Genomic DNA, 14,435 nt, shown 5'->3' on the forward strand with positions numbered 1-14,435 from the left:
TAATTAATCAACTTTTATCAATGTTACATCTTGGAACATTGTAGAGAATCCATACCAACCGTCTGTTTTTTGATATACCAGCAACATAAGGGTGCAAATAGGATTGTTTACATAAGTGAACTTAATTGTAAGCGGATCTGTATTTGCAATACGTCCTTGGAATACAGCTGAGTCATCTGCATAGAAATTGCCTCCGGGAATTCCTGGATATAATAATACGTTGTAACCTTGATATACGCCAACTGTCTGAGAAGGTACATCAATACAGTCTGTTGTCATATTATAGTTATAGACAAATTCAATAGGAGTACCACTCAAAGCAAAATTCATTGCAAATGATTTTCCTATCATTTTTTGTTTGAGCTCAAGTTGTATACGTTGCCCATTTGCTAATTGTAGTATATAGTTGCCTAAATAGTTGAGATATCCTTCCGGACAATAGAATTCTATTTTTGCATCTACACCTGTATCTGTACAAATATATGTAAGGTTTTCATTATCCCATTTGAAGTTGTTTATTTCTACTCCATTAACTACTAATGGTTCATACATTTTAATGCCTTCCTCTGTATATATGAACGGATATAGACTTACGGTTGTTTCACCGGTTTCGTCTACTTTGGTAACTGAGAAGGCATGCTCTTCCTGTCCCATTTTAGTTATTTCCTGACCATTCACAATTAACTTATAGGTTACATATGAAGCCTGTGAAACGACATTGGCAATATTGGTCAGTTTCTCTTGCCAATTTGTTTCAGCAGGCAGAGGTGTCATGATCAACGTTACTCCATGTTTTTTCCCAGTCAGTACGATCTTTTCTTTTGAAACGCTTCTGAAGACGAACTCATAATCTCCGGCATATCCTGGTGAATTATAACCACTCGGTTCACAGAATTCGTGAATTAATTCATTGTATGAATCAAAACTTAATTCTGTTCCCTGGTATGATTCAACTTTATACAAGGAAGTAGATTCTTCTCCAATTTCGTAATTATCTGTAGCGAAATCTGCAGCCATAATTACATTATTGCCATCAAATCGTGCCAAAACATTGAAGCCACCATATTCTCCGTCTTCTCCTGTATAATACTCGAGTAACCACCCATTGGCTGCGCCCTTTAAAATCTCCTGACATTCGTTGACGGAGGCTATAGCCCGTTGTGCAGAAGATTCATCAAAGATATCATCTTCATTAAACAGACACGATTGCATCATCAGGCAAACGCAAGTCAGTAAGCCATATATTTTAATCTTTCTCATATCCTACAATTATTAAAGCGTACTTAAATCTAATTCGGTAATTTCACTTTGCCGGCGCAAAACAATTTCGCGCAATTTGTCTAAATCAAGTCCCCAGGAATTGAGCATGTAATCAAATACAATCTCAAATTTCTTTTCTATGATCGGTCTTCCTGTTGTGCCGGCACTTGCTAGCATATCTTCCCAAGTACTAGCGTCATTGGTGACATAAATAGCAACCATCTCCGCAAAATCTTCCGTAGCACGGTCCATTGCATAAGGAGAGATAAATCCTTTTTGCAGAGCAACCGACTCAGATACCCTATACCAGCTTGAACCTACGTAGTCGGATTCCGATATACGATCGTATGATGTATCATAGGCTTTTTTCTGATTAAGAATATGTGTAAATTCATGATGCATTGTCTTGAAATAGTACTCATTTAATTGAGCTACACTGAGATTGTTTTTATCTATTTCATTTACACGAAACAGGGTTACTTTCATTCCTCCTTCGGCTTGTCCGAGGATCATACCTGACTCGGTATAAGCAACATTTCCAATGAATTGGAGTAGTTTAGGGACATACGTACGGGTCATGTCAATTCCCCATATTTCGTCATAAGCTTCCATCCATACAAATTTTACAATCTTAGCCAATGTAATTGCGTTGTCATACTTGGCTGGAACCAGATGATATTCTACATCCGTTTCATTGTCATCCAGACGATATTTCACCTGGATATTATAAGTGTAAACATAGTTGTCAAGTAGCCATTTGTCAAACTCGTTGGGCTCATAAACTTCAGTAGGATCAAATATACTGCGTTTGGTATCAATATCATCTTTATTACATGAGCCTAAAAAAACGGCTATAGTAACGATCAATGTATATATTATATATTTTTTCATAACTTATCGATTTTTATTTAGTTCTAGGGTTTGGTTTTAATCCGGCTGAAATAACATCGCTCGGTATCTGTATTGCTCGACGAGGATCATTGGGTTCCAGCTTATCTGTGACGGTAATAGTACCATTATCATTCATTAAACGACGATAGATAGTAATACCGTAGCGTTTAATATCCTGCCAGCGTAACCCTTCATGTAAAGTTGTTAAACGTCGTGCATGAAGTATGCAGTGGATTACATTTTCCTGTGTTTCATTTGTTATAGTAAAGTCGGGGTTCAATTTTTTCTTAACTGTAGATTCAGTAGGAGTGTAATATTCCATGCTTCCGTAGAAATCGTTTATAGATTCTGTGGTAAGCGGGGTAGTAGAACGTGTGTATGCTTCTCGCCATATATTTAAATCAGCAATTGCCTGTGGATACATTTCTTTCATCGCATAAGCTTCTGCACGACAGAGTAATGTTTCATCTGTAGTAAATGCTGCATTGATCATGTGTCCGTTGATTGTTCCGGCTACTGCGTCAACCACTTCTTTATATTGAGTTATTTTCATAACAACGATTTTGGTCGGCAGTGCACTTGAGTTACTCCAAACACCCATATAATAGTCACTTCCCCAAGGACCGACGGAATTGCATGTCTCATTGCCTACTTTCGGTCCATGGGCGTATCTTTCGCCTAGTCCATAAGGTGCATGAACATATCCCCAATAAGAACCTGCACTGACCAATAATAAGTTAGCGCCATTCGTTGCATCTACATAAGCATTTGGCTGAACACTGCCATTTATGTCTAGTGCACCCAAAGATTTCCAGTCGCGTACAGAGGTGGCTGGATTGCTTCCTAATACTTTTGTTGCGTAATCGATCACCTTAGTGTAATTGGATTTATCCGATTTTACATAGTACAAGTAAAAGCGTGCAGCAAAAGCTTGAGCTGCTTTCTTTGTAAAGTGATATTTGGGGACTGCATAAATATCAGTAACCAGATCTAGACCTTCCAATAGATCTTTCTCAATATTTTGGTATACCTCCTCTAGAGTTCCGCGTTGATAATCAGGGCTTACGGTTGTCTCTATCGTTTTCATGTAGGGGATACCCAAGTCTGAACTTGCTTGGCTGCTATAAGCGTTACAAAATATATTGGCAAGTAAAAAATGAGCATAGGCGCGACATACTAGGGCTTCTCCCTTTTCAGCGCTAAGAGAAGCTGGATTTCCTGCGTCTTCAATCACTTTCAAAACCTCGTTGCAGGCAGAGATTGCCATATAGCAAGATTCCCAAAGTGCATGGGGAGAGTCCTGATCTTGTTCTGCAGAGTCTGCCCACTTATAGAGATCTTCTTGCAAACGGTTGAAAGAAGAAAAGCGATTCGGATAAGCATCAGTATTGTCTGATGACATTTCCCCCATCTCACAGATTGCTGTAGTAGGATAGGCGGAAAGTAATATTTTGCCAACATTGTTTTCATTCAGCTCGGTACGATTGTCGGGAAGCTCATCTAAGAAATTAGAACACGATGAGAGCCCTATTGCGAGCGCGGCCACACTGGCCATTATTATGTATTTCTTCATATTCGTTCTTATTTTAAATTATAACCCCAGTCTTAAAGTAATAGTAAATTGGCGGGGAACCGGTGAGGCAACACCACCTGCATTAAAGAATTCCGGGTCCTGACCATTTAGCTTATCATCCGCATAGATTAAGAAAAGGTTGGTGGCTTGGACTTTCAGCGAGAGGTCTGTTAACTTCAATGGGTTGATCCATGCTTTGGGGAAGTCATAAGCCAGTGAGATTTCTTTCAGACGGATAAAATCCCCCTTTGCAATGCGTTCTGTTGAATAATTGTAAGCATTGTAGGCATACTTCAAGTCTTCATTGCTGTCGTACATACGTTTGCTCAAAATAGCAGGAACATTAGTCTTTGCTTCGTCTCCGGGGAGTGTCCATCGATTTTTAAATTCACGAGTCATTGCCGTTAGATCCGAATAATATGCTTTGAATACGGGATTTAAACGGATAACATTTCCAAATGAATAAGTGATAAATAAATTCAAACGGAAACCTTTGTATGAGAACATATTACCCAAACTACCTGTAATGGTAGGATCAGTCGGACCTTCATACTTCAGGAAACCAGTATTTTGGCGTTCCTGGAAATTTATATCGGTACTAGTCGCTTCGCCCTTTTCATTTATAATGACTGGAATACCATCTTTGTCGAGACCTACAAATGGGATAGAGAATAGCCCACGAACCGGATAGCCTTGTTTAGCGAATCCATTACCGGAAATAAGCTCCATCACATTCGCATTTTGTTTCAAATCAGTGACTTCATTTTTTGCATTAGAGAATATAAAGTCGGTGTTCCAGTTGAAATCTTTTGTTTTAATATTCTTAGTTGATAAAGTGAATTCAATACCATGTGATTTCATTGAAGCGATATTTGCATACTTCAGGATCTGTCCACCTGCGCCTTGTGTATTAACGATACCAATCAAGTCGTAGTTGTTACGTTTGTACCAGTCTACAGCTAAATTAATGCGGTTATTCAAGAAGCCCATGTCGGCACCAATATTCAACTCGTGCTTCTTTTCATAAGTTAATTCGCTATTTTCTAGTTCCTTAATATACAATCCGGACTCCTGGATAGAAGTAAATGGTCGATAAGGACTATAGCTGGTTATAATAGCCTGTGAGTTCGTTACGTCTGCCGGACCGCGGTCGGCTGTTAACGAATAAGATGCTTTCAGTGTAAAGTGTGAAAGAACAGAAGTTAAATTGCTGAAGAATTTTTCTTCATGGGCATTCCATGCTCCTGATACGTTCCATGTAGGTAACCAACGTGCCGAGCGGCTCTTACCCATACGGTTGGTACCTTCGTAGCGGGCTGTTCCATTCACAGTATAACGACCTTTATAAGAGTAGGTAGCATTGGCGAAGAAGGCGGCACTACGGCTACGGGTCTGACTCAATGAGTAGTAATTATTGCCGTCTTCGATACCTTTTTTGAAGAATTCATATACATAGTAGGGTATTTCGCCCATTGAGTATTGCATACCCCACCCTTGATAGTAATTCTTTGATCGGTCTGTAGAGTTGATTTCTGTTCCTGCAAAGAAGTTAGTGATATGTATATCATTAAATACGTGGTTCCAACTAGCTGTAGCTCGGAAGTCGTAACCTAGCATCTTATAGTCTCTACGTTGATAAATACCACCTTCCGGTAAGATAGAGATCGGTAGTGCATATGGATTATCTGGGTTCTTATAAAGAAATGGATTGCGGTCCATAATTGTCTTGTCATCTAGACCTGCACGATAAGCCGATGCCTGGTTTGACTGGTCTTTAATGTTGTGCTCCTGTGAAGTTGATTGATACTTCACGGCTCCCAAAGCGCTTAGCTCTAATCCGGTAATTGGTTTCCATTTCAACTCGCCTTGGAACTTTAAATCTGCAATGTTCAGTTCCATGTAATTGTTGTCCAGTTCGTTCAGAATGTTGAAATCAGCATAGTTGCTGGTGTAATAAGTGTTTGGGTCTAATGTACGTGAAGTATTCAATGCATATGAATAGGGGTTGATGTCAAATTCACGTTTTACCTGACCGTTTACTAGGTCAATGTCTTGTCCTAAAGTTCCCGGTGCTTTTTGCTTACGATAAGAAGCACTTGATATCAAGTTTATGCTTAGGTTCTTTAAGATATTATGATTCATATTTAAGTTGGCTGTATAGCGATCAACTCCACTTTGCTTGTACCATCCCGGATCGTGCATAGCACTTAAAGAAGCATAGAACGATGACTTTTCTGTACCAGAGCTAAGACTTACAGAATGATTCTGACTTAGACTGGGAGAGAAAAGTGTGTCAAACCAATCGGTATTTCTCATTTCAGCTTCACGTAGATAGGCATTTTTAGCTTCGTCAGTATTTAATAACGCATATTGTCCGGTAGTAGGATCGTATGTGTTAATTAACTGATACATCTTTCCGTATACACCACTTTCTGCAGTTCGGGAGGTTTCAGCGAAATTTAACCAGCCTTTCTGTTGCATTTCTTTGTATACTCCCATCTGATCTTGCGAGTTCATGATGTTAAAGTCATTGTAGCTTGGTACTAAACGGGTAGTAAATTCACCGGTATAGCTTATTCTACTGACTCCAGCTTTACCTTTCTTTGTAGTAACAACGATTACACCTGCCATTGCACGTGCGCCATAGATTGAGGTTGCTGAGCCGTCTTTCAAAATCTGAAAGCTTTCAATATCATCTGCGTTCAGACCAGCAATAGCCGAACTAATTAGAGTTTCAGCATCGCCTGAAGATAGTTGATCAGCGCTGACTTCTACAGCGTCTTCCATAATAACTCCATCCACTACCCATAATGGTTTGGAGCTACCATAAATGGAGGTAGCACCGCGAACGCGGATTTTGGGAGCTGTACCAAATGTACCGGATACATTCTGGACTGACACACCCGCAGCACGGCCTTCAAGACCACGGCTGATATCTGCCATACCATTAAGTTTTACGCCTTCTGCATCAAGTTTTGTTGCAGCTCCCGTGAAAAGGCGCTTGTCCATTTTTTGCATACCGGTTACCACTACTTCCTCCAGAACTTCTGCATCTGGTTTCATCAGAATTCTTATTGTTCCTGTTTTGATAGGAATCTCCTGAGTTTTCATTCCAATGTAGCTAATTTTCAAAGTTCTAGCAGAACTTGGTACATCGTTTATGGTAAACTTACCATCGATATCGGTGACTGTTCCCATCGTTGTACCTTTCATACTAATACGGATGCTCCCACAACAGGCTGATCATCTTCCTCAGAAATGACGACACCTGTCACCTTTTTAGGTGTTTGGGCAATCACTAGACCTATGCTTGCCAGCAAGCAGGCCAATAACAGCATTAATTTTCTTTTCATAAACACTCTTTATTATTATAAGAATTAGTAAGTCGCTTATTTTCGCTTAGTGCTATTTTGCAAATATAAGCACATATTTATAAATACAAAACAATTATTCAAAATAGCACTAAGCGAAAATAAGCGACTTACTAATTCTTATAATAATAAAGAGTGTTTATGAAAAGAAAATTAATGCTGTTATTGGCCTGCTTGCTGGCAAGCATAGGTCTAGTGATTGCCCAAACACCTAAAAAGGTGACAGGTGTCGTCATTTCTGAGGAAGATGATCAGCCTGTTGTGGGAGCATCCGTATTAGTATGAAAGGTACAACGATGGGAACAGTCACCGATATCGATGGTAAGTTTACCATAAACGATGTACCAAGTTCTGCTAGAACTTTGAAGATTAGCTATATCGGATTGAAAACTCAGGAGGTCCCCATAAAAGCAGGAACGATAAGAATTCTGATGAAACCAGATGCAGAAGTTCTGGAGGAAGTAGTGGTAACCGGTATGCAAAAAATGGACAAACGCCTTTTTACTGGTGCAACTCAACAATTAACAGCTGATAATGTAAAATTGGATGGTCTCCCTGATATTAGCCGTGGACTTGAAGGGCGTGCTGCGGGTGTGTCAGTCCAGAACGTATCCGGTACGTTTGGTACTGCTCCTAAAATTCGTGTACGTGGTGCTACCTCCATTTATGGTAGCTCCAAACCATTATGGGTGGTGGATGGAGTTATTATGGAAGATGCTATTGATGTGGGACCTGATGATTTATCTTCTGGTGATGCTGAAACTCTGATTAGTTCGGCTATTGCTGGTTTAAATTCCGATGATATTGAGAGCTTTCAGATTTTGAAAGACGGTTCAGCAACCTCAATCTATGGTGCACGTGCAATGGCAGGTGTAATTGTTGTTACTACAAAGAAAGGTAAAGCTGGAGTCAGCAAAATTAATTATACGGGTGAGTTTACTACGCGTATGGTGCCCTCATACAAAGAGTTCAATATTATGAATTCTCAGGAGCAAATGGGAATATATAAAGAATTGGAGCAAAAAGGTTGGTTGAATAGTGCTGATTTATTTCGTGCAAAGAATTCAGGTGTGTACGGACGTATGTATAAACTGATCGACCAGTTTAATGAAACGAATGGTCAATTTGGGCTGATGAATACTTTAGAAGCACGTAATGCTTATTTGACCGAAGCCGAAATGCGTAATACCGACTGGTTTGATGTATTATTCTCAAATAATATTTCACAGAATCACTCTGTAAGTATTACTTCAGGTTCTGATAAATCATCTTTTTATGCGTCATTGAGTGCCATGCTTGATCCGGGATGGTATAAGCAGAGTGAAGTGAAACGTTATACAGCCAATTTGAATACGACTTATAATATCTTAAAGAACCTAAGCATAAACTTGATATCAAGTGCTTCTTACCGTAAACAGAATGCACCAGGTACCATGAACTCATCATTGGACGTTGCGGCAGGTCAGGTTACACGTGATTTTGATATCAACCCCTATTCATACGCACTGAATACTTCACGTACATTAGATCCTAATACAGATTATGTGGCTAATTATGCTCCATTTAATATTCTCCGTGAATTGGACAATAATTTTATTGAGTTGAATGTTGTTGATGTAAAGTTCCAGGGGGAGTTGAAATGGAAGGTGTTGCAGGGCCTAGAAGTCAGTGCGCTGGGTGCTGTGCGTTATCAATCATCATCACAAGAACATAATATAATGGATGATTCTAATCAAGCAATTGCTTATCGTACGGGGTTGGACGATGCTACTATTCGTGATGAAAACGACTGGTTGTATAAGAATCCAGATAACCCATATGCATTACCTATTTCGATTCTTCCTGAAGGAGGTATTTATCAGCGTCAAGATCGTAAGATGTTGGGACTGGATTTCCGTGGTACTGTATCATGGAATCATCTATTTGCAGAAAAGCATATAACTAATCTTTTTGCAGGAATGGAAGTAAATGATCTTCAACGCTCTAACTCTTCATTCCAAGGATGGGGTATGCAATATTCTATGGGTGAGATTCCATCATATGTTTATCAGTACTTTAAGAAAGGTATTGAGACTGGAGAAAAGTATTATTCTATGGGGCATACTAGATATCGGAGTGTAGCTACATTTGCAAATGCTACTTATTCGTATGACGGACGTTATACGCTGAATGGTACTTTCCGCTATGAAGGAACTAATAGAATGGGGCGTAGCCGTTCTGCTCGTTGGCTGCCAACGTGGAATCTTTCTGCAGCGTGGAATGTTCATGAAGAGAAATTCTTCCAATCACTTCAACCAACGCTTTCAAATTTGACATTTAAGGCATCTTACTCATTGACAGCTGATCGTGGTCCGGCTGATGTAACAAATTCACAAGCTATTATTAAGAGTTATTCACCTTATCGTCCTTTCACTGATATTCAAGAAACGGGTCTTCATATAGTGGATTTGGAAAATAGTGAATTAACGTATGAAAAGAAGCATGAATTGAATATAGGAGTGGATGTAGGTTTTATTAATAATCGCATTAATCTTTCAGCTGACTGGTACACGCGCAATAACTATGACCTGATTGGGTTGATTCCAACACAAGGAGTGGGAGGTACTATTTATAAATATGCCAATGTAGCTACAATGAAGTCACATGGTATTGAATTTACCCTTTCAACCAGCAATATTAAAACGAAAGACTTCTCATGGAATTCTGATTTTATTTTTTCTCATGCTAAGAATGAAGTTACTGATTTGCGAGGACGTACTCGTATGATGGAACTTGTTTCGGGAAATGGATTTGCACGTGAAGGATATCCTGTGCGCGGGCTTTTCTCCATTCCTTTTGCAGGTTTGGATGAAAAAGGTATTCCTATGTTCGATATCAATGGAAATATAACATCGACTGATATTAATTTCCAGGAACGTGAGAAGTTAGATTATTTGAAATATGAAGGTCCGACAGATCCTACAATAACTGGTAGTTTCGGTAACGTTTTTGCATATAAAGGGTTTAAACTCAATGTATTCATGACTTATTCATTTGGTAATGTTGTTCGTTTGAATCCATATTTTAATTATAAATATTCCGATTTGAGTGCTATGCCTCGTGAATTCAAGAATCGTTGGACGCTTTCTGGGGATGAGGCAAAGACTAATATTCCTGCAATCTTGAGTAATCCGCAATATGAAGCAAACCGAACATTGTATAAAGCTTACAATGCTTACAATTATTCTACAGAGCGAATTGCAAAAGGTGATTTTATCCGTATGAAAGAAATCTCACTTTCTTATGAGTTTCCTAAGAGCTGGATTTCTGCTGCGAAGATTTCCAATCTTTCTTTGAAGTTACAGGCAACTAATTTATTCCTTATTTATGCAGATAAGAAATTGAATGGTCAAGATCCTGAATTCTTTAATACTGGTGGTGTAGCTTCACCGGTGCCACGTCAGTTTACATTAACTCTGCGTTTAGGATTGTAAGAGAATGATTTTAATAATAAAAAAAAAGATTAAAGATGAGACGAAATCAATTATATATTCCATTGTTCATCGCAACGCTTGCTATTGTCGGTAGCTCTTGTAATGATTTTCTTGACGAATTACCAGATAACCGGACGGAGCTGAATTCTGAGCAAAAAATAGCTAAAATGCTTGTTTCTGCTTATCCGGAAGGATCTGCGAATGAACTGTTTGAACTTTATAGTGATAATACCGACGATAACAGTGCCAGATATTCTTATTATAAGTTATCTGAGGAAGAGTGCTATAACTGGAAAGATACCCAGGAAGAATATCAGGATACGCCTACAAATCTTTGGGAAACCCATTATATAGCTATTGCTTCTGCTAACATGGCTTTGGAAGAGATTGAGAAACGGGGAAATCCGGAATCGTTGATGCCGCAGCGAGGAGAGGCTCTTGTTTGTCGGGCGTACAATCATTTTGTATTAGCAAATATTTTTTGTAATGCTTATAATACTCATGCATCACAGGAATTAGGTATTCCTTATATGACTAAAGTTGAAACAACTGTGCAACCACAATACGGGCGGGGTACTTTGCAGGAGACTTATGAGAAGATTGAGAAGGACTTATTAGATGGTATGGCTCTTATTTCCGATGATAGTTATTCTGTGCCGAAATATCATTTCACAAGGAAAGCTGCATATGCTTTTGCTGCACGTTTCTATCTTTATTATATGAAGCCTGACTTTTCTAATTGTGATGAGGTGATAAAATATGCAGATCGTGTGTTGGGAAGTGATCCTGCTGCCGAATTACGGGATTGGGAAGCGTTGGGAAAACTCTCTGCTAATGATAATGTACAGCCCGACGCATATATTGCTTCTACAAGTAAGGCTAACTTGTTGATAGGTAGTACCGTATCTAACTGGGGTATTATTCTGAGTAATTACATGACAGGAAAACGTTATCTACATAATAAGTTAATTGCTTCTTACGAAACATCACGTTCTTCCGGATTATGGGGTATCCCTGACCGCATGTATATGCAGCCTTTTACAACATCGGGCTATGAATGCAGTATGTTGAGAAAGGGCGGTTATTATGCTGGTGACTACCTGTATTATATGCCTGTGATTTTCTCTACAGACGAGACTTTGCTTTGCAGGGCTGAGGCTTATACGCTGAAAAAGAACTATCCAATGGCTGCTGCAGATCTTACTACATGGGAGAAAGCATATACTTCTAATAAGCAAACTTTAACTCCGGGGATGATAAATGAGTATTATGATAAGATGGATTATTACAATCCGACACAAAATCCGACTCCCAAGAAAAAGCTTCAGCCTGATTTTACTATTGAATCAGGTATACAGGAGAACTTTATTCACTGCATTCTGCATATGAGACGTATTGCTACTTTGCACGAAGGTCTGCGCTGGCCGGATATTAAACGTTATGGAATTGTTATCTATCGCCGTTCTATTGCTAATAACAATATAGTCGTAACAGATGAAATGCCGGTAAATGACGCAAGACGTGCTATGCAAATTCCTAAGAGTGTAGTTCTGGCAGGAATGCAACCCAATCCACGTACTGAAAATTAAAAGGAGGAAATAATATGAAGAAATATTATATTTATATACTAACGGCTGTTTTGCCCATTCTTTGGGGAGCCTGTAATAATGGCGATGATATTGACACCAAGCATAGTATTTTTTCAACAGAGCCAATGGAACATAATGGTTTTGATGAATGGTTGCTTGCTAATTATACATATCCGTATAACGTTGATTTCAAGTATCGTATGCAAGATATTGAAAGTGATCACAAATATAATCTGGTACCGGCGGATTACGATAAATCGGTTGCTTTGGCCAAGATTATCAAGCATGTATGGATGGAGGCATATACTGAACTTGCCGGACCGGCTTTTCTTCGGTCTTATGTGCCAAAAACTTTTCACTTGATAGGTTCTCCGGCTTATGATAGCAGTGGTACGAAGGTGTTGGGTACTGCCGAGGGAGGAAAGAAGATAACATTGTACGAAGTGAACAGTCTGGACTTTGAGAATGTCGATATCGAAGTTTTGAATGAGTATTACTTTAAGACGATGCACCATGAATTTGCACATATCCTGCATCAGAAGCGTAATTATGACCCATCGTTTGATCGCATTACCGAAGGAAAATATGTTGGTTCCGACTGGTATTTCTATGTTGCTGAAAATGGAAATTCATATTTGCGAGAGGATGCGGATGCATGGCCGGAAGGATTTGTGACGGCATATGCGATGAGTGAGGCAAGAGAAGATTTTGTAGAGAATATCGCCATGTATGTTACTCACGATCAGGCTTACTGGGATAATATGCTGAAGGTTGCCGGAACTGCCGGAGCGGCTATTATTAATCAGAAGTTTACTATTGTATACAATTATATGCTTGAAACTTGGGGTATTAATTTAGATGATTTGCGTGAGATTGTGTTAAGGCGTCAGCAAGAAATTCCGGAGCTGGATTTAAGTACTATTGAATAAAACAGGAAGATTATGAAAAAGAATATAATGATTTATTTGTTGATGGCTCTTGTATGCTTTGGTTTGCAATCCTGTCTTTTCCAGGAAGAGGATTATTTTGATGATTCTTCAGCGAACCGTGCAACAGAGGAAGTGAAGCAATATAGTGAGCTATTAGAATCGGCATCTAATGGTTGGAGAATGGAATATTACATAGGTCAGGACTATGCTTTGGGAGGCATAACTCTTCTGTGCAAGTTTGATGGTCAGCGAGTTACAATGGCATCTCAAGGATACGAAGGCGATGAGACTATTTCCTCTCTTTATAAGGTTGTATCGGAGGAAGCTACTATGCTTACATTCGACACTTATAATGCTTTTATTCATGCATATGCCAAGCCACAAGGCGGAGGTTCCAACCCCAATGCCAACCTGCAAGGAGATTACGAGTTTATTATAAAGGAAGCTTCAGCCGAGAAAATTGTAATGCAGGGCAAAAAGTATGGAAATACGATAGTAATGTATGCGCTTCCGGATGATTTGAACTGGGAGGCATATATAAACTCTGTGAATGATGTAGAAGAGAATGCTTTCTTTATACAATATCAGTTGTTGGTTGATGGAAATTTAGTTGGTATGACGCAGCGAAGTAATTATACTTTTGTTATAGCCTATAATGATGGTGGTAACATTGTACAAGAGCAATCTCCTTTCCTTTTTACAACCGATGGCTTTCGTTTCCGGGAACCAGTTTCACTGGCAGGAGTAACTGTGCAAAATTTTGTGTGGGACCCTTCCTCCGAGCTTTTTACTTGTACTGACGAGGGGGCAACTAACGTTAAAATGAAAGGAATTTATCCGGAGGGATATATTAAATATAATGATTATCTAGGTAATTATACTCTTACCTGCAAGATGTATAAAGATAATAATTTGACAGACGAAGAATTACCAATATCTATTATGGAGGATGTAGAAAATAAGAGTTATATTCTCAGGGGACTAATTGGTGATATAGTGCTCGATTATGATAGAGGTGAAGGAATTATGTCCTTTAAGACTCAAAAGGTAGGTTATATATCAGGATATTATTTGGGATGTACTACATATTGTTATGCCATGGGATTTTATCCTACATATATTAGTTATCAGGCAGGTCTGATGTTTGGTTTTGTGGCAAATGTACAACAGTCTCCGTTTGGATTTACATTTGAGGATGATGGGGTATTCGAAGCAGTAGGTGGTGCAAAAGCTGATTATATGGCCTTCGACCGCTATTCGGCACCTGATTATAGTCAAAGTTCATATGTTCAAGGGGTGGAACGTATGTATGGAGAGATGGTCTTTATGAAAGTTGAGGAATAAATAAA

General features: G+C 39.0%; 8 protein-coding genes and 1 pseudogene. 5 read left to right on the forward strand and 4 right to left on the reverse strand.

The genetic code is table 11. The annotated features are described in order from the left end of the window. Positions 1–3: 3 nt before the first annotated feature. The 4 genes and pseudogenes from BT_RS16385 to BT_RS16400 form a co-directional block, all read right to left on the reverse strand. Positions 4–1,260: a DUF4302 domain-containing protein gene (locus tag BT_RS16385; protein ID WP_008762844.1), complete on the reverse strand. Its 1,257-nt coding sequence runs from the start codon at positions 1,258–1,260 to the stop codon at positions 4–6. Positions 1,261–1,272: 12 nt separating this feature from the next. Continuing rightward, positions 1,273–2,151, reverse strand: a complete 879-nt coding sequence (locus tag BT_RS16390) for a zinc-binding metallopeptidase (protein ID WP_008762845.1) — start codon at positions 2,149–2,151, stop codon at positions 1,273–1,275. Positions 2,152–2,164: 13 nt separating this feature from the next. Next, a complete protein-coding gene (locus BT_RS16395; protein ID WP_008762846.1) occupies positions 2,165–3,724 on the reverse strand; it encodes a RagB/SusD family nutrient uptake outer membrane protein in 1,560 nt (519 codons plus the stop codon). 18 nt (positions 3,725–3,742) lie between these two features. Beyond that, positions 3,743–7,077, reverse strand: a pseudogene (locus tag BT_RS16400) (SusC/RagA family TonB-linked outer membrane protein). Between the two features lie 159 nt (positions 7,078–7,236). Between BT_RS16400 and BT_RS25045 the strand changes: the two are divergent. Genes BT_RS25045 through BT_RS16430 form a run of 5 tightly spaced genes read left to right on the forward strand, consistent with a single transcriptional unit; the run spans position 7,237 to position 14,430 of the window. Then, positions 7,237–7,380 (forward strand): hypothetical protein, encoded by a 144-nt coding sequence (locus BT_RS25045; protein ID WP_164927912.1) that lies wholly within the window; start codon positions 7,237–7,239, stop codon positions 7,378–7,380. Positions 7,381–7,391: 11 nt separating this feature from the next. Continuing rightward, on the forward strand, positions 7,392–10,568 hold the full coding sequence (locus BT_RS16415) for a SusC/RagA family TonB-linked outer membrane protein (protein WP_011108710.1): 3,177 nt from the start codon (positions 7,392–7,394) through the stop codon (positions 10,566–10,568). 35 nt (positions 10,569–10,603) lie between these two features. Further along, on the forward strand, positions 10,604–12,157 hold the full coding sequence (locus BT_RS16420) for a RagB/SusD family nutrient uptake outer membrane protein (protein ID WP_008767465.1): 1,554 nt from the start codon (positions 10,604–10,606) through the stop codon (positions 12,155–12,157). 14 nt (positions 12,158–12,171) lie between these two features. Then, positions 12,172–13,086 carry a zinc-binding metallopeptidase gene (locus BT_RS16425; protein WP_008762851.1) on the forward strand — a complete coding sequence of 305 codons (915 nt, stop codon included), beginning with the start codon at positions 12,172–12,174 and terminating at the stop codon, positions 13,084–13,086. A gap of 12 nt (positions 13,087–13,098) precedes the next feature. Next, positions 13,099–14,430 (forward strand): DUF4302 domain-containing protein, encoded by a 1,332-nt coding sequence (locus BT_RS16430; protein ID WP_008767466.1) that lies wholly within the window; start codon positions 13,099–13,101, stop codon positions 14,428–14,430. Positions 14,431–14,435: the final 5 nt, after the last annotated feature.

Origin of the sequence: Bacteroides thetaiotaomicron VPI-5482 (assembly GCF_000011065.1) — a bacterium.
Classification (GTDB): Bacteria; Bacteroidota; Bacteroidia; order Bacteroidales; family Bacteroidaceae; genus Bacteroides; species Bacteroides thetaiotaomicron.